The organism is Microbacterium murale (assembly GCF_030815955.1).
Taxonomy (GTDB): Bacteria; Actinomycetota; Actinomycetes; order Actinomycetales; family Microbacteriaceae; genus Microbacterium; species Microbacterium murale_A.
Genome location: NZ_JAUSXK010000001.1, coordinates 1,483,262 through 1,502,926 on the forward strand (window position 1 = coordinate 1,483,262; position 19,665 = coordinate 1,502,926).

A 19,665-nucleotide genomic window follows, 5' to 3' on the forward strand; every position below is an offset into this window, starting at 1 on the left:
GCTCGAGATGAGCACACCCCCCCTACCCCTGTTCAGAGAACACGGCGTCCGCAAGGCGGAAGGCTGTGTTGGCGGCCGGAACGCCCGCGTAGATCGCCGACTGCAGGATCACCTCACGGATCTCATCGACGGTGAGCCCATTGCGCAGCGCCGCATGCACGTGCATGACGAACTCCTCGTGATGTCCGAGCGCGATCATCGTTGAAAGCACCGCCACCGATCGGGCGCGACGGTCAAGACCGGGGCGACTCCACACATCACCCCAGGCGACGCGGGTGATGAAGTCCTGGAAGTCGCTCGTGAACTCGGTGGTGTTCGCGATCGAACGATCGACGTGCTCGTCAGAGAGAACCTCGCGGCGCACTTCCATGCCCTGCGCGTATCGCTCGTCGTCAGAGAGTCGTGCGTTCATCGTGCGGCCTCCTCGGCGAAGAATGCGGTCAATACGGATGCCACGGCCTGCGGCTGCTCGGCCGCGGGAAGGTGTGCGGCGTCGGCGATGCGCACCGTCTTTCCGTGCCGCACCCCCGTGGCGATCTCAGCGGCGGATGATTCAGGGGTCACCTCGTCGTACTCCCCCCACGCCGCGAGCACCGGAGCACTGATCTCACCGAGACGATCGCGCACATCGAACTCTGCGAGAGCATCGCAGCAGAAGGCGTACCCTGCATCATCTGCGTCGCGGAGAGCATGCAGCAGCCGTCCGGTCAGCACTGGTTCGCGCTCCATCGATCCCGGCGCGAACCAGCGCTCGGCGGAACCGACGATAAGGGTGCCGGTGCCCATCTGCCGCACCTGCCGCGCGCGACCCTCCCATGCGGCGGCGTCGCCGATCTTCGCGCCGGAGCACATGATCGCTGCCGCATCGACGAGGCTCGGATGCCGCAGCAGAAGTTCGATCCCGACAGCACCGCCGAGTGAGATGCCGGCATAGCGGATGCTGTCGGCGTCGAGGCCGGCGGCGGCATCAGCCACGGCATCCGCCAGTTCTGCGACGGTGAACCCCTCGGTGGGCGCTGGTGCAGTGCCGTGGCCGGGAAGATCCCAAGCGACGACGCGGTGCGACGTCTGGAGCAGCGGGATGACGTTCTCCCACAGGATGGTGGAGGTACCGAGCGAGGGCCCCAGCAGCAGCAGCGGGGCGCCGGACGGACCGACCGGCGCGGTCACGGTGATCCTCGGAACGGTCACCGCTCCTCCTCCGACCTGGTGGGCGCGGACGCAAGATGCTCCGCCAGCCCGAGATAGCCCTCGGGGTCGAGCAGCTCGTCGACGTCGAGGGCCGCACCAGAGTCTCGAACGGCATCTGCGACCAGCGTGTGCAGGTCTTCACCGCCTGAAGCTGCAGCGACGATTCGAGTCACGGCATCCGTTCCGATCACAGGGGCGAGAGTGATCGAGAGCCGCTCGGCGAGGATGAGCCCGCCGGATACCGCGGCGTTGCGCGCGATCGCATCATGATCGATGTCGAGGCCGGCGATGAGCTCTGCGGCGAGCGCACTGGCGCCCAGGCTCAGCCGCAGCAGCTCTCGCAGCGTCTGCCATTCCGCGTGCCAGGCACCATCCGGGCGTTCGTCCACGGCGAGCGCCGAGGCGAGGTGCAAGGTCGCTCCCAGTTGCGGAGCACGAAGTGCGCTGGAACGGATCAACACGGCAGCCACCGGATTCTGCTTCTGCGGCATGGCGCTGGATCCTCCGCCCGCGCCTTCGGCGAGCTCGCCGATCTCGGTCCGGGCAGCGGTCGCGACGTCTGCGGCCATCTTCCCGAGGGCATCGAGCGTCTGCACGAGCGCGTCGCCGAGTTCGGTGACCGGCCAGCGAGAGGTGTGCCAGGGCGCCGAAGGCGCCTCCAGCTTCAGCTCCGCGGCGAATGCCCCGACGAGGCGCGCCGCTGTGTCGGCATCCGATCGTTCGACGAAGGCTGCAAGGGTACCCCCTGCGCCGGCGAGCTGAGCGGGCAACTGCACGCCGGCAAGGCGCACGAGTGCCCGGGCTACACCCTGCTGCCAGCCGGCGACGCGTGCACCGAGCGTCGTCGGAACGGCGTGCTGTGTGAGCGTGCGCGCCACGGTGAGGGTGTCTCGCTCCGCGACCGCCAGAGAGCGAAGAGAACGATCGAGCGCGGTGAGGCCGTCGCGGATCTCGGCGACTGCGCGCGCGGCGACGAGCATCAAGGCCGAATCGATGATGTCCTGACTGGTCGCACCGCGATGCACCCACTCGGCGGCGTCGTCACCGACCACGGCACGGAGCTTTTTCACGAGCGGGATGACGGGATTGCCACCGGCGCGACCGGCAGCCGCCAGATCCGCGACGGAGATGCCGTGCCCCTGCGCGAGCTCTCCGGCACCCGCCCAGCCGAGCGCCACGCCGATGCTGTCGACGATGGCTTCCGGCGGCGCCCCTACTTCACCCCAGGCACGGGCGAGCGCGATCTCAACGGTGACGAGGGCGTCGCATACGACGGCGTCCGATACCGACCCGTCATGTCCGCTCGTGCCGGGAGACAGCAGTCCCTCGTCGATCATCACTCTCCTTGATCGCCCTCCGCGGCGCCTGCGAACCGGAGGAAGACAGTCTCGTTCTGCCCCTGCAGGCGGATCTCCTGGTGGAGGTATCCGTTCGGCAGACGTGTTGCGATGAGCGTAGCGCGCTCCTCCTCGGTCAAGGACGACAACAGCGGGTCCGCGGCGAGCGCAGCCTCGTCGTCCGGCAGATAGATGCGGGTGTGCAGCTTGTCCGGCAGACCCCTGGCGTAGACGATGGTCGCGAAGAACGCGGCATGACCGGTGCCGGCGCCGGGGTTGCGCGTCCAGAACTCCCAGTGACCCTCGTCATCGGTGAAAGTGCGGCCGTATCCGGTGAAGCTGTGATCGTCGCGCCGGAAGCTGCCGCGAGCGCGCGGCACTTCCCCGTCGGCATCGCGGCTCCAGATCTCGACGATCGAGTCCGGCACCGCTGCGCCATTGCCGTCGAGCACCCGTCCGGAGAGCACGATCGCACCGGGGCTGTGCGGGAAGGCGACCTGGTTCATCTTCTCGAACTCGGTGCCGTAGGCGAAGAAGGGGCCGACAGTCTGTCCGGCTGTCGGCTGGTGGGTCCTGGGGGCGGTCGGCGCAGGCATCAGTGGTCTCCCTCTTCGGACTCGAACCAGGTGGCATCCGGGCCGTCTACGACGATGTCCCACTCATAACCCATGGAGAACTCCGGCACGGTGTAGTCGTGGTTGTAGCGTGCGATGAGATTGTCCCGATCCCTCTGACGCGGGATCGTATTGTAGATCGGATCAAGTGCGAACAGCGGATCGCTGGGGAAGTACATCTGCGTGATGTTGCGCTGCGTGAAGCCCGTGCCGAACACCGAGAAGTGGATGTGCGCTGGGCGCCACGCGTTGACGTGGTTCTTCCAGGGGTACGGGCCCGGCTTTATGGTCGTGAACTTGTACGCGCCATCATCATCGGTCACGATGCGCCCGGCACCGGTGAAGTTCGGATCGAGCGGTGCCGGATGCTGGTCCCGCTGATGGATGTAGCGTCCGGCGGCGTTCGCCTGCCAGATCTCCAGCAACTGGTTGCGGATCGGACGACCCCATGAGTCGAGGAGACGGCCCTGCACGGTGATGCGTTCTCCGAGCGGCTCGCCGGAATGCTGCAGCGTGAGGTCGGCTTCGATCGCCGCGACGTCGCGCTGCCCGTAGGCGGGCGACCAGAGTTCGATCGTCTCAGGGTCGACGAGCTTCGGGTTCTTCGTCGGATGCCGCAACACACTGGATCGGTACGGGGCGAAGTCGCGCGTGGTGCGATCGACATGCTCGCCCCGCGCCTCAGCTTCCGCTGCGCTGCGATGCGCTTCGGAGATCTCCTCGCTGATCTGCTGCTGTGTCGGCATGTCTGGTGATGCGAGCAGACTCTCGGGGGCTGCTGCCGATGAATCGGTGGTCATAGGTGGGTCTCCTTATGGCGTCGCCTCGACGCTGCGGCTGATTCCAGCGTCCCATCAGCCTGCTGGAGACTCGTCGCCGATTCTCACTGAGTGATACTCAGCTCATCTCTGAGATCTTTCGCCGCCTGAATCACCAACGGAGCGAGCCGTCGTTCATCGGCACGCTGCAGGCGGACTACCACGCCGATCGCTACCGGCGGCAGATCATCGACGCGCCCCAGTGCGGCGGCGACCGACACGTTGCCCAGCGTCATCTCCTCCCGCGTCGTCGCGAAGCCGCGGACGCGCGCGAGCTCGATGTCGGCGCGCAATGCTGCTTCTGCCGTGATCGAAAGCGTGGTCTCTGCTTCGAGCTTCCGGTGGAAGTACTGCTCGAGCCAGACATCATCCCTCGTCGACAGCAGGGCTTTTCCGACGCCGGTGGTGTGCAGCGGTTCACGGCTGCCCATTCTGCTGACCGTGGGGATCGAGCTGCGCCCGGTGACCCGGCCGACGAAGAGCGCATCCGAGCTCGCGGGGTCGGGGCCGTCGAGCACCGCGAGGTGCACGTTCTCGCCAGTGGCCTCATACAGCCGCATCATGTGCGGCAGAGCAGTCTCACGCAGGCGCAGCGAGAGCGGCGAGAGCTCGCCGAGCTCCCACAGTCGCGCTCCCACCGCGTAGCGGTGGGGGGGCAGGCGCACGAGCAGTCCGCGTTCGATCATCGTCGCGAGCAGTCGATGCAGCGTGGAGACCGCGAGCCCTGTGCACTCGGCGAGTTGGGCCGCTGTCAGATCCGGTGCGTCCTCATGGAAGCAGCCGAGCACCAGAAGCGCGCGGTCCAGCACCCCATCGCTCATCCTGCATCCTTCGCTCGATTCTGCGGATCGATTCTTCTCGGTTCGAGGCTACCGGCACGCGTCAGGCCCTCGTACGGCTGACGCCGTCGCGTGATAGATCTAGACCGATGGCAAACTCCCTGTCCGGCGACTCGATGACCGAGCGCATCGTCCGTGTGCTCGACACGTTCACGATCGACCGCACCGTCCAGACCGCCACCGAGATCGCCGCCCGCGCCGACCTGCCGGTATCCAGCGCGCATCGCATCGTGGGCGACCTGATCGACGCGGGTCTGCTGGAGCGCGATGAGGACAAGCGCGTCCGCCTCGGCCTGCGTCTGTGGGAGCTCGCTCTGCGCGGCTCGAGCGCACTGCGATTGCGCCAGGCTGCATTGCCGCACATGGAGCACGTGCAGGCGCTGATCCGCGAACACACCCAGCTCGCCGTGCTCGAGCATGAGGAGGCCCTCTTCCTCGAGCGGCTGTCGCATCCGGATGCCGGCGCCAACATCACGCGCATCGCGGGCCGCCTTCCCGTGCACGCGTCGTCGTCGGGTCTGGTGCTGCTCGCCCATGCCGACCCTTCGATCAGGGAACGAGTCCTCGCCGGACCGCTGCGCGCCGTCGCGCGCGAGACGGCGACGGATGCCGCAACCCTGCGTGCAGTGCTCGCATCGATCCGGCGACACGGATACGTCATCGCGCCGGGATCCATAGAAGCCGTCTCCACTGGCGTCGCTGTGCCGGTGCGCGATCACGGCGAGGTCGTCGCTGCGCTCTCGGTCGTGCTGCCACGCGAGAGCGCGACGAGTGCTGCGGTCGACGCACTGCTGGACGCCGCCACGGCCATCGAGCAAGACCTCAATCTGTCGCGCTGACTCCCATTCAACGGGAAAGTGACGAGGGCGCGATGTGCGCACGGCACACTGGTCGACAAGCGGATGCCGATACCGGAGATCGCCCGCTCAGAACCCCGCAGAACACCGTCGAAGGAGACGCCATGAGCGCAGGCGCACCGCACTCCCAGAAGATCCGCACTCAGGTCGCGATCGTCGGAGCGGGGCCCGCCGGCCTCATCCTCTCCCACCTGCTCGCCGACGCCGGCGTCGAGTCCATCATCATCGACCAGCGCTCACGCGACGAGATCGAGTCGACGATCCGCGCCGGAATCCTTGAGCAGGGCACGGTCGACCTGCTCACCGCGATCGATCCGAACTCACGCGTCAACACGGTCGGGAACCGCCACGACGGTATCGAACTGCGCTTCCAAAGCGAGGGGCACCGCATCGACTTCCCCGGCCTGGTGGGTCGTAGCGTCTGGCTCTATCCGCAGCATGAGGTGCTCAAGGACATGCTGCGGTTGCGCCTCGACGCGGGTCAGGATCTGCGCTTCGGCGTCACTGCAACCCGAGTCGAGGGCGTCGAGACCGATACCCCGTGCGTCGTCGCGACCACCGCGGACGGCGAGGAGATCACGATCGAGGCCGAGTTCGTCGTCGGGGCCGACGGTTCGCGCTCGGTCGTGCGGCCCGCCGTAACCGGCTCGTCCACCGGCGGTTTCTTCCGCGAGTACCCGTTCGCCTGGTTCGGCATCCTGACCGAAGCGCCGCCGTCGGCAGATGAACTGATCTACAGCAACTCCCCGAACGGCTTCGCCCTCATCAGCCAGCGCAGCCCGGAGGTGCAGCGCATGTACTTCCAGTGCGACCCCGACGCCGACCCGAACGCGTTGAGCGAGGACGAGATCTGGGAAACGCTGCAGGCCCGCGTGCCGGGCACCGCCCTCAAGGAGGGCAGGATCTTCCAGCGCGACGTGCTGCGCTTCCGCAGCTTCGTGGCGCACGAACTCCGTCGCGGTCGCGCGGCCCTCGTCGGCGATGCCGCTCACACTGTGCCGCCGACCGGGGCGAAGGGGATGAACCTGGCGGTCGCCGATGTTGTCCTGCTCGCTCGCGCCCTGCGCTCGCTGTTCAGCGAGAACGATGAACGCCTGATCGACGGCTACGCCGAGCAGGCCTCCCGCCGAATCTGGAAGGCACAGCACTTCTCGTGGTGGATGACGAGCATGCTGCACTCGACGCCAGACGCGAGCGACTTCGACCGACACCGCCAGATCGGCGAACTGCACTCGGTCGTGGAGTCCGACGCAGGTCGCACCTATCTCGCCGAGGCGTACACCGGATGGCCGATCGACTGAGCTCTCACGCGTCCGTCCGGATCGCGAGCGCACGCGCATCGTGCGGAGCGTGTCCGCGGGCGTCATTGTCGAAGTACACGTAGACGTCCCTCGGCGGCTCGTCGCCGGCGCCGCGGGACCAGCGCCTGACGAGCTCCGCCCACCCGTCCAGCTCGGCATCCGTGTACCCGCTGTGATAGAGCTCCTCTGCGCCATGCAGCCGGACGTAGACGAACTCCGCCGTGAGCTCGTCGAAACGTGGAAACCGACCGGCGGTGTCGGCCACGACCATCGCGACTCCATGCTCGCGCAGCAACTCCCCGGCATCGTGAAAGCTCTCGGCCCTCGGCTCGAGCGCGTGGCGGATCGGGCGATCCTCATCGATCTCGAGCCACGATCTGTCGCGAAGTCGATCATCGTGCCGCCTCGCCAGTTCCAACGCAGCGCCCGTCGAGCGCGGAAGAAGCGCGAGGAACGCAGCGAGCAGTTCCGGGTGGAACTCCTGCCGCTCCGGAAGCTGCCACAGCACCGGTCCGAGGGAGGGCCCCAGTGCGAGAACGCCTGACGCGAAGAAGTTCGCGAGTGCGGTCTCCACGTGGCGCAGACGGAGCATGTGCGTCACATATCGTGACCCTTTGACGGCGAACACGAATCCCTCCGGCACGGACTCGCGCCAGTGGTGAAAGCTCGCGGGCCGCTGCAGCGAGTAGAACGATCCGTTGAGCTCGAGCGTCGAGAACTGCTCCCCGACGTACTCGAGTTCGCGGCGCTGCGGAAGCCCCGCCGGGTAGAAATCACCGCGCCATCCGTCGTACCGCCAGCCGGATGTGCCCACACGCACGACGCCGGATGTCACGGCGCACCTCAGTCAGCCCCGCGTTGCGGGCTTCCGGTTCTCGGCACTCACCATCCACGCGAACTGCTCGAGCTTCTCGATGATCGCGTGCAGGATGTCGGCGCTGGTGGGATCCGCCTCATCGACATCGTCGTGCACGTCGCGCATCGTGTGCACGACAGCCTCGAGCCGGACGGTGATCAGGTCGACGGTCTCAGTGGTGTCGATCTCCCCCTGCGGGTACTCCGGCAGAGTTGTGGTCGCCGCGACGACATCGCTGCGCCCGTCCGGCACCGCATGCAGCGCCCGCATCCGCTCGGCGACTGTGTCACTGAACTCCCGCGCCGCCTCGATGATCTCGTCGAGCTGTCGGTGCGTGTCACGGAAGTTGCGTCCGATCACATTCCAGTGCGCCTGCTTGCCCTGCATCGCGAGTTCGATCAGGTCGACCAGCACCGCCTGCAGGTGCGCGCTCAGCTCCTTGGATGCGACGAACCCCTTCTCGGCGTTCTGTCGGCGTGTGCTCTTCTCACCCGTGCCGCCGCGCGCCGCGCGACGGGACTCGGCGGGTGCCTGCTTTTCGGATGCTTTCGTCGTTGCCATCATCATGACAGCGACGGTAGCCGCGGTCGGCCGACGCCATCCAGGGCCTTGACAAGCGGGGCTTCACCCCAGCCGCTGTTCGTCCGAGTGGGCGGCGACGGGTCCGCCTTCCGCGCCGGCACGCCTCACGCGTGCACGGAAGCGCCACGCCGTGATCGCGAGCACCGCCACAGCCAGGACGACAGCGGTGGATGCCACGACCGGTGCTGCCGGATTCTCGGCCCAACGCCCGACCGCGATCCAGACCAGCCCCCACGCCGTCGCCGCAGCCGGTGCCAACCGTCCGCCTCGCCAGGCCGTGAACGCGGCGATGAGTCCGGTGACGATGAGCGTGATCACACCAGGAGTCCCCGGCGCCTTGGTCCACTCGTCCATCCCGACAGCAGCGAGCCAGGCAGCCAGATTCGCGGCGGCCGCGACCGTCACCCACCCGAGATACAGGCCTATCGTTCCGTCGACGAGGACGATCTCCGCGATCGTGCCGCGGCGCCGCCGACGGCAGACGCGGACGAATGTCACCAGCAGCACGCCGAGCAGGATCACGATGATCACGAACGATTCTGCGATGCGCCAGGCCTGAACGCACATGATCCACACGGCGTTCAGAAGGGCAGATGCTGCGACGCCGTAGCCGACCGAGCGATGCAGCGGCTTCGCCGCCTGAGCGGGAACCAGCTGCCAGAGGGCGTATCCCACCAACCCCAGGTAGATCACAGACCAGATCGCGAACGCGACACCGGCGGGCGCAAGCACCGTGGCATCAGCCGCGAACGCGCCGCCCGCGGCCTCCGGCATGGGTGTGCCGCCAAGCAGCCCTGACCCGAAGAGCGCCGCGACGACGGCGCCCGCAACGCTCAGCGCGACGACGATGCGGCGGACACGGTCAGACTTCTCCGTCTGGGACATGTCCCCACAGTAGACGGGGCGCTGCGACGACTACTCCGCTGCCGGCGGCGTGGCGCAGATGGCGCTGTCGGCGATGGCCTGGTGATACTGCTCCGCCGTGAAGGGCAGACCGAACTCCGGCGCTGTCTGCCCGCTCGCCGCCGGCGCCTTCGAGGCGATCGCGGCGAGCTCCCAGGCGAGGTAGGCCGCGGGCGAACTCCCCGCCGTCGAGTTGTTCAGCACGACGGCGACGGTGAAGCCGGTCTCAGGGTCGGAGTACGCCGCCGTCGCGTAACCGGGGGTCCAGCCGTGCTGGCCGACGAGCGGTCCGACCAGGTAGGCACCGCCCGTGGCCTGGAACCAGGAATCCGCGCCTTCGTGTGCGGGCAGCGGAGTCGAGAATCGACCGGGTTTGGCGCCCTCGTCGCGCAGGGCCTGACGCGCGGTCGCCTGAACGTAACGGCCGAGGTCGTCAATCGTCGAGACCGCGCCAGAATCGGTGAATCCGCTGCTGGCCGAGAGCGCAGTGATGTCGACGGGCGCAGCGCAGTCGTAGCCGCCTTCGATCGGAGGCAGGTAGTTGCCGCTGAGCGCGCTCTCACCGGGAGCCGCAGCCTCGGAACCAGGCAGCGACGTGCCAGCGAGTTCGAGCGGCCGAGTCACGTATTCGGCGATGAGCTGCGACGCGCTCTTGCCGGACGCGCGCTCCAGCGCAAGACCGAGCAGCAGGTAGCCGGCATCCGAATCACGATAGGTCGTGTGCGGCGCCACGGCGTCCTGACCGAGGCCGAACGACGCCAGCTCCAACGCCGGCCACACCCGTTCCGGCGTGTTGAGCCACATGCCCTTGACCGCTGCCTCGGATGAGCCGGCCCCGCTGGTGCCGTTGCAGAGGTCGAGCAGAGTCACGTCCTCCATCTGCGCGACCCCGGACACATACTCGGGAACCGACGCGTCGAGCTCGACGACATCGTCATCCACGAGGCCGTACAGCACGTCGCAGGTCATCATGCGGGTGACGTCTGCGACGCGGAAGCTCATGTCGGTCGTGATCTCCGACTGATCCTCGACGGACTGCGTGCCGAGGCCGGTGACCCAGGTGCCGCTCCACGGCACCCACACACCGACGATCGCGCCGGTCGCGCCGGTGGACACCATTGCGTTCTCGACTGCTGCCTGCAACTGTGCCGCCGTGTCATCCGGCAAGGCGCCATTGACCTGCTCGGGAGGCGTGTAGGAGAAGGACTCCTCTCCGGAGCAACCGGTCAGGACGAGCGCGAGCGCAGCAGCGCCTGCGGCGGCGGCACGCCAACGGCGCGACGAGAGAAGGTGCATGTAGGTGACTCCAGGATGATTTGTGCTCCCGAGTCTAAAGCGCACTCAGCGAAACACGTCATCCATGGACCGCACACCCGGCAGACGTACAGTGATGTCGTGCCCCACATCTTCGAACCCGACGTCGTCGCAGCCATCCTCCGTCACATGAACGGCGATCATGCCGACGACAACCTCCTCATCGCTCGTGCCTTCGCCACGGCATCCGATCTCGAGATCACGAGTGCCGTGATGACCGACGTCGACGGCGACGGCGGCGCCTGGCAGATCGTGCGCGCCGGCATTCCGGAGGAGCTGCGAGTGCCGTGGCCAGGCGGCGAGATCTCCGAGCGGGCGGCCGTACGCCGTGAGATCGTCGCGCTGTACGACGTCGCCTGCGAGAAGCTGGGCGTCGAGCCGCGCCCGCATTCCTGAGAGCAGCCCCTTCTCCCCGAGGTTAGGTTGCCCTTACACTGGCGATATGGCCGAAATCCTCTCCTTCTCCGCCGCTCTGCGCGAGCGCTCCTCAGGCTCGCACTCACGCAGCGAGCACGCCGGATTCATGTCCGACCTGCTCAGGGGCGAAGGCTCGCGCGCGGACTACGTCTCCCTCGTCACGCAGCACTACTTCATCTACGAGGCGCTGGAATCCGTCGGCGAACGCATGCGCAAGGATCCAGTGGCCGCGGTGTTCATCAGCGACAAGCTGACCCGCCTTCCCGCCATCGAGGCTGATCTCGAGTTCCTCATCGGGCCCGACTGGCAGGCCGGCATCTCCCCGCTGCCGACGACGCAGCGCTACGTCGACCGCATCAACGAGGTCGGGGCGACGTGGGCAGGCGGCTTCGTCGCGCACCACTACACCCGCTACCTCGGCGACCTCTCCGGTGGCGTCTTCATCGGGCGCGTCATGCAGCGCCGCTTCGGATTCGAGACCAACGGCGTGGGCTTCTATCTGTTCGACGACATCGCCGACCCCAACGCCTTCAAGGATGTCTACCGCGAGCAGTTGGATGCCGCGCCATGGGACGATGCGGAGCGCGAGCGCGTGATCGACGAGGTGCTGCTGGCCTATCAGTTCAACACCGAGCTGTTCCTGGATCTCGACAGGGCTCGCGCGGCCGCCTAGGCGTTGACCTCGGGCGTCGACGCCTTCTCCCAGGCCTCGCGCATGAAGCGGCGCACGTCCTCATCGACCCTGATGTCGCTCGGCCGCAGGGGCCGTGAGAGGTAAAGACCGTCCAATGACGTCAGTCGTGAAAGCGCCACGTAGGTCTGCCCCGGTGCGAACGCCCCGCCGCCGAGGTCGATGATCGCCCGGTCGTACGTCTTCCCCTGCGACTTGTGGATCGTGACGGCCCACGCCAACCGCAGTGGGAACTGCAGGAACTCTGCGATCACGTCGCGACTGAGAGTCTTGGTGCTCTGGTCGTAGGAGTAGCGGAACCTCTCCCACACTGCGGGCTCCACTTCGACGTCCTCACCGTCGATCTCCACCCGCACCGACCCGCCGAGGATGCGTTTCACTGTACCGATCGTGCCGTTCACCCAGCGCGGGGGCTCGCCTGTCATCGAGACGTCGTTGCGCAGGAACATGACCTGAGCGCCGACCTTGAGCTTGAGCTCGGCGTCGGCGGGGTATGAGGAGTCCCCTCGTCCGAAGTCGCCGTTGATCTCCGCCCGCGCGGTCTGCTCCTTGCCCGCGAGAGCCGCGAGGTGGCGACGGTTGATGTTGTTGACGATGTCATTGCGCGTCGCGAGCGTGATCATCGGCACCTCGCCGGGCTCGGGATCGGGGGGCGTGCGCGCGCCTTGACTGTTGAGCACTCCGGCGATCTCCGCCGTCACACGCCCGTAGCGCACCGCGTTCAGCATCGCCTTGAAACCGTCATCCGACTGACGGTGGATCTGCACCAGCTCGCGCACGTGCAGTTCGGCGCCGTGCCGTCCGAGGTCGATGAGACCATCGGACTCGCCCATGGTCGCGCCGGCCCAGACCTTCGCGTCGAAGAACCAGAACGAGCGGTAGTGGTCCTGCACATAGCGCAGCTCGTCACCGCGAGGCGGCACCGGTGCCAACTGGTACGGGTCGCCGAACATCACGACCTGCACGCCGCCGAACGGCTCCGCCCGTCGCCCCCTGGCCTGACGGAGCGCCCGGTCCATGCCGTCCATGAGGTCGGCGTTGACCATCGAGATCTCGTCGATCACCAGCGTGTCGATGGCGTTGAGGATGCGGCGGGTCGCGTCGTTCTGCTCGATCTCGCTCTCGGCGATCAGCCCGATCGGGAGGCGGAACAGCGAGTGGATCGTCTGCCCCTCGACATTCAGCGCAGCGACTCCGGTGGGGGCGCAGATCGCGATCTGCTTCTCGGTGTTCCAGGCGAAGTACTGCAACAGGGTCGACTTGCCGGTGCCGGCGCGACCGGTGATGAAGACATGCTCCCTGGTGTCCTCGATGAGCCGATACAGCTCCTGCTGCTCGGATGAGAGGGCGGGAAGAGACACGACTCTCATGGTACGTCCCGCTCGGCGCCACTGCCCGCAACGCTCGGCACTGTCTCAGGGCGCTCTCCTAGACTGACGCCATGGATCAGCCTCAGTCGACGTCGCCCCGGCGCCGCCGCCTCTGGGTGGATCTCACCGCACTTGCAGTCGTCGGCGTCCTTCTCCTCGGCGCGATCGCGGCCGGTGGGGCATCTCTGTACAAGGAGTACTACGGACCCGGTGCCTTCGTCACGCGGTACCTCGATCTGCTCGCGGCCGGTCGCGCGGCCGATGCGCTGCACGTTCCCGGCGTCGCCATCGATCGCGACACGCTCCAGGAAGCCGGCATCGAGGTGACAGCATCCGAGGCGTTGCTGCGCCAGGCAGCGCTGGCTCCGCTCAGCGAGATCGACGTCGTCGACGAGGTCACGACCGACGGCGTCACGTCGGTGACGGTGTCGTACGTCGCAGGATCACACCCCGGCACCAGCACCTTCGATGTGACGCAGGACGGGTGGGAGGGCGTGACCCCGAACTGGCGGTTCGCCCACACCCCCCTCGCTGCGATCTCGCTCAACGTGCTCGGATCCGACCAGTTCGCGGTCAACGGGTTCGAGCTCGACCGACGCCAGGTGTCATCCGCCGGGGCGGAGGCCGCACCGCTGGACGCGCTGCCGATGCTGGTTTTCACGCCCGGTCTGTATTCGGTCACCGTCGACACGGCGATCTCCACGTCGCCCGGCGTCAGCGTGCTCGCCGACTCCCCGCTCACACAGACCCCTGTCGATCTTCAGACCAAGCCGACCGAAGAGTTCCTGGCGGTCGTGCAGACCCGCGTCGAGGAGTTCCTCACCGAGTGCACCACGCAGCAGGTGCTGCAGCCGACGGCCTGCCCGTTCGGGCTCGAGGTGCAGAATCGCATCGCCAACCTCCCGACCTGGACGATCACGACGCAACCGACGGTGACCGTCGAACCGGATGGCGCCGGGTGGCAGATACCCGCGACGGATGCTGTCGCTCACATCGAGGTCGACATCCGTTCGCTCTTCGACGGCTCGATCGAACACGTGTCGGAGGATGTCCCCTTCCGCGTGAACGGAACGATCTCCATCCTCCCCGACGGATCGGCGTCCATCCGCGTCGGCTCCGCAGGGGCCTGACGCGTCAGCTCTCTCGCGCCTTCTGACGCGCGTCGCGATCGGCGAGTGCTGCGAGCTGAGCGTTGTACTCCTCCAGCTCCGCGTCGCCGGTGCGGTCGGCATGACGGTCGTTCCGGCGCTGCACCTTGGTGTCGTCGCGGCTCCACTGGATCGCCACGGTGATGGCGACGATCAGCGTGGGGATCTCGCCGATCGACCAGGCGATGCCGCCGCCGAGGTACTGATCCTCCATCGGAGTCGGCCCCCAGGTGCGCCCCATGGAGCCGAACCACTCGGCGACCATGAGCCCCTCCTGCATCATGATCGCGATGCCGAAGAACGCGTGCATCGCCATGACCGCGATCAACGTGATCAGACGGCCTGCATACGGCAGCCGATACGGCACCGGGTCGATGCCGACAAGGCTCATCACGAACAGGTAGCCGGTGATGAGGAAGTGGATGACCATCCACTCGTGGCCGAGATGCTCGTACATAGACCACCGCACGAGGTCGGTGAAGTAGAACGCCCACAGCGACCCGATGAAGAGCCCGGCGGCGACGAAGGGATGGGTGATGATCCGCGAGAAGGGCGAGTGCACCGCCCACATGATCCATTCCCGCCCGCCACGGGTGCCGTCGTCGCGCTTGTGGATCGCGCGCAGCGCGAGGGTGATCGGCGCCCCCGAGACCAGCAGCAGCGGGATCGCCATCGTGAGCATCATGTGCCCGAGCATGTGCACGCTGAAGAGGTAGTCCTGGTACAGGTTGATCGGACCGCACGTGACCCAGACGAGCATGAGCAGCCCGAGCGTCCAGAACACCGTGCGGTAGATCGGCCAGCGGTCACCCCGACGATGCATGCGCCAGACGCCGGCGAGGTAGAAGAACAGTCCGAGTGCTGCTCCCATCGCCCAGAGGATGTCGATGTCCCACCCCGTGAACCATCTGTCGATCGTGAACTCCGGGGGCAGCGGGGAATCGGTGAGCAGTTCGGCCGGCGTCTTCAGAATCGCCGCCGTCTCTCCGGTCGGCGGAGGCGTGCGCGCGAGCGCCGCGGCGGCTCCGGATGCCAAACCCATCAACGCGACTTCGCAGAGCACCAGCATCCAGAACCAGCGCGAAGCCCGCTCACCGCCCAGTCGAGGGATCAAGCGCGCGCGGTACCAGGCGCCGAGCAGGCCCATCCCGCCGAGCAGAACGACTTTGGCGAGGATGATGACGCCGTACGGCGTCCAGAGCCCGTCCCAACCGCCCAGGCCGACCGTCGAGCGCATGATGCCGGAGACGGCGACGACGAAGAACGCGGCGATCGCGAGGGACGAGTAGCGGCGGACGAGGGCTGTCTGATCGGTGCCCTTCTGCCCGCGCAGTACGACCAGAAGGATGAGACCGCCCAGCCAGACCGCCGCGCCGACGGTGTGCAGCAGGATCGAGTTGACGGCGATGACGTGGCCGGCGAGCTCACCCGAGTGGCCCTGATTCGCCATCGGGAGCAATGCTGCAGCGGCGATGCCCGCCGTGATGAGAGTGGACGTCCAGCCGCGCCACGCGAACGCGAGGATCGTGACCAGCGCGCCCATGATCGTCGTGATGAGCCATGCCTGACCGAGAGGCAGCGTGAGCAGGAATCGCCCCAGCTGCTCGCCGAACTGCTGTTCGAGGCTGAGCTGGACGTTGAAAGCGCCGAGGAAGGTCAGGAACGCGGTCACAGCCGATGAGACGGTGAACACGGCCGCACCGACGGATGCAGTGTCCAGCGCCGTCTCGAACGGCTTCTCTCCTGCTCGCAAGGCGAACAGCGCGAGAACCATCGAGCCGATCATGACGGCCGCGCTGATGTTGTTGACCATCCGCGCGACCGGGAGACCCCAGCGCACGAAGGCTCCTGGGTCACTGATCAGCAGCGGTGCTGCACCCCCGCCGAACTGCAGTGCCGCCACGAGGGCGACGGCGGCCGCGACGGCGAGGATGAGGAGCCCGGCCACGCGGTACGCCGACGCGCGTGAAGTGCGCAGGTCGGGAGAAGTCACCCTTCCAGCCTAAGCGCGCGCGGCGTGGGCGAAGCACGGGTCGCAACGCACGCCCCATCCCGCTCCGGCACAGACCTCCCCCGGGGCACAGCACTCCTCCCGGCACAGCACGAAGGCCGCCCCCGGAGGGACGGCCTTCGAAAGGAGCGGTCTTACTTGACGGCTGCCTTGAGCTTGGAACCAGCGGTCACCTTGACGCGCTTGCCGGCCGGGATCTTGATCTCGGCGCCGGTCTGGGGGTTGCGGCCCGTGCGAGCTGCGGTGTCGACCTGCTCGAACGAGATCCAGCCCGGGATCGAGACCTTGCTGCCCTTTGCAACGGCGTCGGAGACCGTGCCGAAGAGCGCGTCGAGGACACCGGAGACGGTGGCCTGGCTCTGGCCGGTGGCGCTTGCGATGCTCGCGACGAGCTCGGTCTTGGTGATGGACTTGTCAGCCATGTCATCCTCCAGCGACAAAGTGTCGCATCGTTATGGTTCGGGAAGCGGATGCCGCCCGCTGGTCGAGTGACCGCCTCGAATGTATCAACCACTGCCCACATTTCCGCGTCATTTCGCGGGTTTTGGGCTTTTCACCCGCGTGTCGCTTCACTTTGGTCACTCTGTTCACAGATTTCGGCTCTCTCCGGGCCACCCTGACCCGCGCGAACCGGAGGAGATCACACGAACCGGAGGAGCGGATGCTGCACCCACGCCCTCCCTTTCGTGCGAAGTCCTCCGGTTCGCGCGGCCATGTCACTCGTCCTTCGACAGCGCGCACTCACGCCAGGTGCAGGCCCTGGGCGACGGCATCCATGATGAGGGCCTGCACGCGCGGCCATCCGTTCATCACCTGGTGGTAGCTGACTCGGATGACGTGATACCCGCGGAGCTTGAGACGCGCGTCATGCTCGATATCGCTCGAGCGCTGCGCGCCGACATGGTGCCCACCGTCGATCTGCAGCACGAGCCGCTCGCCGATCAGAAGATCGACCGGCCTGTCCAGAATCCATGCTTGCGGGGTCAAGGGCAGCTTCATCCAGCGCAACCGATGAGGGACCATCGTCTCGAGCCCGGAATCCGCGAAGGGGCGCGCGGCATCCAGAACCATCGTCGCTGCGGGAGGCAGCGGAAGCCGGGCGAGCGCCGCCCTATCGACGAGCTGCTTGTTGAGCGCCGACTCCCACACGACGAGGGCCTCCTCGAACGGCCTGCACGTGGCCGTCAGCACGAGCGCGTTCTCCAGCGAGTCCTCGCACTCGTCGGGATTGCGCGGAAGGACAGGCCGAGCCCAGTGCACGATCGCATCGCCCGCGTCGACGCGTCCTGAGTGAGATGCCGCCGCGACATGGACCTGTGAACTGTCCGGCACCCAAAGGCCGCATCGGGCGGCGACCGTGATGCAGCTGAGGACAACGCCGCGCTTCGCCGCCGCCACCTTCATCCGATCGGCGTCGGGCAGGGCGACCCATCCGTTTCGGACCGTCCTGACCTCGCCAGATGCTTTCAGCGTCCGCAGCACATGAGGGCTCACTCCCGCGAGGATCAGGGAGCGCGTACGAGCGACGCCACCACGTTCTCGCAACTCCGCGATGAGGTTCATGTCTGAAGAATGCGCCGTCGGGCTCTCGTTCGAGGGGCGCTATCCCGCGAATGTTGGCAAGCGCGCAGCATCCGATGTCAGTGCAGGACAGGTTGCGACGATCCGGAACGGAGGAGATCGCACGAACCGGAGGAGCGGATGCTGCTTCCGCATCCTCCACTTCGTGCGAAGTCCTCCGGTTCGGTGCAGATGGCAGGGCGGCGGGCAGGGGCAGATGGCAGGGCGGCGGGGGGCAAGGGGGCAGACGCAACGCGGAGGCGCACACACCTGCCCGGCACACGTCCAAGGCACGCAAAAGGGGCGAGGATCCGAAGATCCTCGCCCCTTTGAAAGCGTTGCTTACCAGCTCGACTTGGTGATGCCGGGCAGTTCGCCACGGTGTGCCATGTCGCGGAAGCGCACACGCGAGATGCCGAACTTCGTCAGCATGCCACGGGGGCGGCCGTCGATGGCGTCACGCGAACGGACGCGCACCGGCGATGCGTTGCGCGGCAGCTTCTGCAGGCCGAGGCGTGCAGCCTCGCGGGCCTCGTCGGTGGCGGCCGGGTCGACCAGGGTCTTCTTCAGCTCGGCACGACGCGCGGCGTAGCGCTCGACGATGACCTTGCGCTGCTCGTTGCGAGCGATCTTGCTCTTCTTAGCCATGTTTAGCGCTCCTCTCGGAATTCGACGTGCTTGCGGACGACCGGGTCGTACTTCTTCAGCACGAGACGGTCGGGGGTGTTGCGACGGTTCTTCTTGGTCACGTACGTGAACCCGGTGCCTGCCGTCGAACGCAGCTTGATGATCGGACGGATGTCCTGAGACTTCTTAGCCATTAGAGCTTCACACCCTTCGCCTTGAGGTCCTTGACCACGTTCTCGATGCCGCGGACGTCGATCACCTTGATGCCCTTTGCGGACACGTTCAGGGTGACCTTACGGCCGAGCGAAGGCACGAAATAGGTCTTCTTCTGCACGTTCGGGTCGAAGCGACGCTTCGTCCGGCGGTGCGAGTGCGAGATGTTGTGACCGAAGCCGGGAACAGCTCCTGTCACCTGGCACACTGCTGCCATGTGATTACTCCTTCATTACCGTGAAACCGGACGGTCTCACCCAAGATCCCTTGTCTGCGCGCCGCACCTCTTCGACAAGCTCAGAGGGAGACAGCACACGAACTACGCACAGGAGTGTGCGCAGACAAAGAGTCAGTCTAGCATGGCCTGCGCGTCAGCTGCGCCTCGCCCCCAGCGGAACGGCGACACCGACGGATCGCCCTCGATCCAGAAGCGCCAGGGGAATGCATGGGTGCCCGCGTGCCCCGCCACCCCGACGCGCGGACCGGTCGCGACGCGCTCGACGGGCTGCGCCAGCCACAGCTCGGCACTGACGTCGTGCAGCTCCGCTCCGGTGATCGCATCGATCCCATCGTGGACCGGATGCCGAAGACCCGAGACCTGCCCGAATCGTCCAGGTCCGCGGGCGAGATCACGCCCTGCTCGACCCGATCGCGCGATCGCGGCATCCGTTCCCTCGACCACGGAGCCGGCGCGCAGCAGCACCCCGCCGGCGATCCCGTCGGGCGCGCACACGACGTTGACGCAGGAGTGGATGCCATGGCTGAGGTACACGTAGAGGTGTCCCGGCTCGCCCCACATCGTGGCGTTGCGTGCAGTTCTGCCCATGCGTGCGTGAGAGCCAGGGTCCGCCAACTCGCCAGTGCCCTGGCCGTGATAAGCCTCGACCTCGGTGATCCGCAGCCGCACCCCGACGCCGGCGACGACGGTGCGCAACTCACCGCCGAGCAGTCTGGGCGCCACCTCGAGCGGCAGAGCGTCGAGGTCGCCTCGAGTCGCGCGGCGGAGCGTCATGAGT

Annotated in this window: 23 protein-coding genes; 5 read left to right on the plus strand and 18 right to left on the minus strand. The window is 67.0% G+C overall.

Annotated features, from left to right (window positions below):
• Positions 1 to 22: 22 nt before the first annotated feature.
• The 6 genes from pcaC to QFZ46_RS07280 form a co-directional block, all read right to left on the minus strand.
• A complete protein-coding gene (gene pcaC / locus QFZ46_RS07255; protein WP_307359888.1) occupies positions 23 to 412 on the minus strand; it encodes a 4-carboxymuconolactone decarboxylase in 390 nt (129 codons plus the stop codon).
• A complete protein-coding gene (locus QFZ46_RS07260) occupies positions 409 to 1,191 on the minus strand; it encodes an alpha/beta fold hydrolase (protein ID WP_307359890.1) in 783 nt (260 codons plus the stop codon). The genes pcaC and QFZ46_RS07260 overlap by 4 nt, the downstream gene beginning before the upstream one ends.
• Complete coding sequence (locus tag QFZ46_RS07265; RefSeq protein ID WP_307359892.1) at positions 1,188 to 2,528, minus strand: lyase family protein; 1,341 nt, start codon at positions 2,526 to 2,528, stop codon at positions 1,188 to 1,190. Before QFZ46_RS07265 ends, QFZ46_RS07260 begins: the two co-directional genes overlap by 4 nt.
• Positions 2,528 to 3,124, minus strand: a complete 597-nt coding sequence (pcaG, locus tag QFZ46_RS07270) for a protocatechuate 3,4-dioxygenase subunit alpha (protein WP_307359894.1) — start codon at positions 3,122 to 3,124, stop codon at positions 2,528 to 2,530. Before pcaG ends, QFZ46_RS07265 begins: the two co-directional genes overlap by 1 nt.
• The gene (gene pcaH, locus QFZ46_RS07275; RefSeq protein WP_307359896.1) at positions 3,124 to 3,942 is read right to left on the minus strand and encodes a protocatechuate 3,4-dioxygenase subunit beta; all 819 of its coding nucleotides are present in this window, start codon (positions 3,940 to 3,942) and stop codon (positions 3,124 to 3,126) included. Before pcaH ends, pcaG begins: the two co-directional genes overlap by 1 nt.
• Positions 3,943 to 4,025: 83 nt before the next feature.
• Complete coding sequence (locus tag QFZ46_RS07280; RefSeq protein ID WP_307359897.1) at positions 4,026 to 4,781, minus strand: IclR family transcriptional regulator; 756 nt, start codon at positions 4,779 to 4,781, stop codon at positions 4,026 to 4,028.
• Positions 4,782 to 4,888: 107 nt separating this feature from the next.
• On the opposite strand from QFZ46_RS07280, the gene QFZ46_RS07285 reads away from it, so the two are divergent.
• Together QFZ46_RS07285 and QFZ46_RS07290 are read left to right on the plus strand one after the other, a co-directional pair.
• Positions 4,889 to 5,638 (plus strand): IclR family transcriptional regulator, encoded by a 750-nt coding sequence (locus tag QFZ46_RS07285; protein WP_307359900.1) that lies wholly within the window; start codon positions 4,889 to 4,891, stop codon positions 5,636 to 5,638.
• A 122-nt stretch (positions 5,639 to 5,760) separates the two neighbouring features.
• Positions 5,761 to 6,957, plus strand: coding sequence for a 4-hydroxybenzoate 3-monooxygenase (locus QFZ46_RS07290; RefSeq protein ID WP_307359902.1), 1,197 nt, complete (start codon positions 5,761 to 5,763; stop codon positions 6,955 to 6,957).
• 4 nt (positions 6,958 to 6,961) lie between these two features.
• Here QFZ46_RS07290 and QFZ46_RS07295 read toward each other — a convergent pair whose 3' ends face one another.
• From QFZ46_RS07295 to QFZ46_RS07310, 4 genes are all read right to left on the minus strand, one after another.
• Positions 6,962 to 7,792: a DUF72 domain-containing protein gene (locus QFZ46_RS07295; RefSeq protein WP_307359905.1), complete on the minus strand. Its 831-nt coding sequence runs from the start codon at positions 7,790 to 7,792 to the stop codon at positions 6,962 to 6,964.
• A 12-nt stretch (positions 7,793 to 7,804) separates the two neighbouring features.
• Complete coding sequence (locus QFZ46_RS07300) at positions 7,805 to 8,374, minus strand: Dps family protein (protein WP_307364520.1); 570 nt, start codon at positions 8,372 to 8,374, stop codon at positions 7,805 to 7,807.
• A 63-nt stretch (positions 8,375 to 8,437) separates the two neighbouring features.
• Positions 8,438 to 9,280, minus strand: coding sequence for a tryptophan-rich sensory protein (locus QFZ46_RS07305; RefSeq protein ID WP_307359908.1), 843 nt, complete (start codon positions 9,278 to 9,280; stop codon positions 8,438 to 8,440).
• 30 nt (positions 9,281 to 9,310) lie between these two features.
• The gene (locus QFZ46_RS07310; protein WP_307359911.1) at positions 9,311 to 10,594 is read right to left on the minus strand and encodes a serine hydrolase domain-containing protein; all 1,284 of its coding nucleotides are present in this window, start codon (positions 10,592 to 10,594) and stop codon (positions 9,311 to 9,313) included.
• A 99-nt stretch (positions 10,595 to 10,693) separates the two neighbouring features.
• Between QFZ46_RS07310 and QFZ46_RS07315 the strand changes: the two genes are divergently transcribed.
• Positions 10,694 to 11,008 carry a DUF2470 domain-containing protein gene (locus tag QFZ46_RS07315; RefSeq protein ID WP_307359913.1) on the plus strand — a complete coding sequence of 105 codons (315 nt, stop codon included), beginning with the start codon at positions 10,694 to 10,696 and terminating at the stop codon, positions 11,006 to 11,008.
• A 46-nt stretch (positions 11,009 to 11,054) separates the two neighbouring features.
• Positions 11,055 to 11,702: a biliverdin-producing heme oxygenase gene (locus QFZ46_RS07320; RefSeq protein WP_307359915.1), complete on the plus strand. Its 648-nt coding sequence runs from the start codon at positions 11,055 to 11,057 to the stop codon at positions 11,700 to 11,702.
• Here QFZ46_RS07320 and QFZ46_RS07325 read toward each other — a convergent pair.
• Positions 11,699 to 13,090 (minus strand): ATP-dependent DNA helicase, encoded by a 1,392-nt coding sequence (locus tag QFZ46_RS07325; protein ID WP_373457638.1) that lies wholly within the window; start codon positions 13,088 to 13,090, stop codon positions 11,699 to 11,701. The two genes, QFZ46_RS07320 and QFZ46_RS07325, sit on opposite strands and share 4 nt — an antisense overlap.
• A gap of 71 nt (positions 13,091 to 13,161) precedes the next feature.
• Here QFZ46_RS07325 and QFZ46_RS07330 point away from each other — a divergent pair, with 71 nt between their 5' ends.
• Positions 13,162 to 14,220 carry a hypothetical protein gene (locus QFZ46_RS07330; RefSeq protein ID WP_307359919.1) on the plus strand — a complete coding sequence of 353 codons (1,059 nt, stop codon included), beginning with the start codon at positions 13,162 to 13,164 and terminating at the stop codon, positions 14,218 to 14,220.
• A gap of 4 nt (positions 14,221 to 14,224) precedes the next feature.
• On the opposite strand, the gene QFZ46_RS07335 is transcribed toward QFZ46_RS07330, so the two are convergent.
• The 7 genes from QFZ46_RS07335 to QFZ46_RS07365 form a co-directional block, all read right to left on the minus strand.
• Entirely contained in the window at positions 14,225 to 16,231 is a 2,007-nt protein-coding gene (locus QFZ46_RS07335) for a cytochrome c oxidase assembly protein (protein WP_307359921.1), read from the minus strand.
• Between the two features lie 152 nt (positions 16,232 to 16,383).
• Positions 16,384 to 16,671 carry an HU family DNA-binding protein gene (locus tag QFZ46_RS07340; RefSeq protein WP_033105720.1) on the minus strand — a complete coding sequence of 96 codons (288 nt, stop codon included), beginning with the start codon at positions 16,669 to 16,671 and terminating at the stop codon, positions 16,384 to 16,386.
• Between the two features lie 319 nt (positions 16,672 to 16,990).
• Positions 16,991 to 17,812 carry an endonuclease domain-containing protein gene (locus tag QFZ46_RS07345; protein ID WP_307359924.1) on the minus strand — a complete coding sequence of 274 codons (822 nt, stop codon included), beginning with the start codon at positions 17,810 to 17,812 and terminating at the stop codon, positions 16,991 to 16,993.
• 339 nt (positions 17,813 to 18,151) lie between these two features.
• Positions 18,152 to 18,457, minus strand: coding sequence for a 30S ribosomal protein S14 (rpsN, locus tag QFZ46_RS07350; RefSeq protein ID WP_307359925.1), 306 nt, complete (start codon positions 18,455 to 18,457; stop codon positions 18,152 to 18,154).
• A gap of 2 nt (positions 18,458 to 18,459) precedes the next feature.
• Positions 18,460 to 18,630, minus strand: coding sequence for a 50S ribosomal protein L33 (rpmG, locus tag QFZ46_RS07355; RefSeq protein WP_033105718.1), 171 nt, complete (start codon positions 18,628 to 18,630; stop codon positions 18,460 to 18,462).
• Positions 18,630 to 18,866, minus strand: coding sequence for a 50S ribosomal protein L28 (rpmB, locus tag QFZ46_RS07360; RefSeq protein WP_307359928.1), 237 nt, complete (start codon positions 18,864 to 18,866; stop codon positions 18,630 to 18,632). The genes rpmG and rpmB overlap by 1 nt, the downstream gene beginning before the upstream one ends.
• A 132-nt stretch (positions 18,867 to 18,998) precedes the next feature.
• Complete coding sequence (locus tag QFZ46_RS07365) at positions 18,999 to 19,661, minus strand: DNA-3-methyladenine glycosylase (RefSeq protein WP_307359930.1); 663 nt, start codon at positions 19,659 to 19,661, stop codon at positions 18,999 to 19,001.
• Between the last annotated feature and the right edge of the window lie 4 nt (positions 19,662 to 19,665).

Excerpts from the sequence above, each read along its gene's own strand:
- pcaG (WP_307359894.1), bottom strand. The coding sequence starts at position 3,124 with ATGCCTGCGCCGACCGCCCCCAGGACCCACCAGCCGACAGCCGGACAG.
- QFZ46_RS07265 (WP_307359892.1), bottom strand. The coding sequence starts at position 2,528 with ATGATCGACGAGGGACTGCTGTCTCCCGGCACGAGCGGACATGACGGG.
- QFZ46_RS07290 (WP_307359902.1), top strand. The coding sequence starts at position 5,761 with ATGAGCGCAGGCGCACCGCACTCCCAGAAGATCCGCACTCAGGTCGCG.
- QFZ46_RS07310 (WP_307359911.1), bottom strand. The coding sequence starts at position 10,594 with ATGCACCTTCTCTCGTCGCGCCGTTGGCGTGCCGCCGCCGCAGGCGCT.
- pcaH (WP_307359896.1), bottom strand. The coding sequence starts at position 3,942 with ATGACCACCGATTCATCGGCAGCAGCCCCCGAGAGTCTGCTCGCATCA.
- rpmB (WP_307359928.1), bottom strand. The coding sequence starts at position 18,866 with ATGGCAGCAGTGTGCCAGGTGACAGGAGCTGTTCCCGGCTTCGGTCAC.
- QFZ46_RS07285 (WP_307359900.1), top strand. The coding sequence starts at position 4,889 with ATGGCAAACTCCCTGTCCGGCGACTCGATGACCGAGCGCATCGTCCGT.
- rpmG (WP_033105718.1), bottom strand. The coding sequence starts at position 18,630 with ATGGCTAAGAAGTCTCAGGACATCCGTCCGATCATCAAGCTGCGTTCG.
- pcaC (WP_307359888.1), bottom strand. The coding sequence starts at position 412 with ATGAACGCACGACTCTCTGACGACGAGCGATACGCGCAGGGCATGGAA.
- QFZ46_RS07340 (WP_033105720.1), bottom strand. The coding sequence starts at position 16,671 with ATGGCTGACAAGTCCATCACCAAGACCGAGCTCGTCGCGAGCATCGCA.
- QFZ46_RS07305 (WP_307359908.1), bottom strand. The coding sequence starts at position 9,280 with ATGTCCCAGACGGAGAAGTCTGACCGTGTCCGCCGCATCGTCGTCGCG.
- rpsN (WP_307359925.1), bottom strand. The coding sequence starts at position 18,457 with ATGGCTAAGAAGAGCAAGATCGCTCGCAACGAGCAGCGCAAGGTCATC.
- QFZ46_RS07325 (WP_373457638.1), bottom strand. The coding sequence starts at position 13,090 with ATGAGAGTCGTGTCTCTTCCCGCCCTCTCATCCGAGCAGCAGGAGCTG.
- QFZ46_RS07330 (WP_307359919.1), top strand. The coding sequence starts at position 13,162 with ATGGATCAGCCTCAGTCGACGTCGCCCCGGCGCCGCCGCCTCTGGGTG.
- QFZ46_RS07320 (WP_307359915.1), top strand. The coding sequence starts at position 11,055 with ATGGCCGAAATCCTCTCCTTCTCCGCCGCTCTGCGCGAGCGCTCCTCA.
- QFZ46_RS07345 (WP_307359924.1), bottom strand. The coding sequence starts at position 17,812 with ATGAACCTCATCGCGGAGTTGCGAGAACGTGGTGGCGTCGCTCGTACG.
- QFZ46_RS07365 (WP_307359930.1), bottom strand. The coding sequence starts at position 19,661 with ATGACGCTCCGCCGCGCGACTCGAGGCGACCTCGACGCTCTGCCGCTC.
- QFZ46_RS07280 (WP_307359897.1), bottom strand. The coding sequence starts at position 4,781 with ATGAGCGATGGGGTGCTGGACCGCGCGCTTCTGGTGCTCGGCTGCTTC.
- QFZ46_RS07300 (WP_307364520.1), bottom strand. The coding sequence starts at position 8,374 with ATGGCAACGACGAAAGCATCCGAAAAGCAGGCACCCGCCGAGTCCCGT.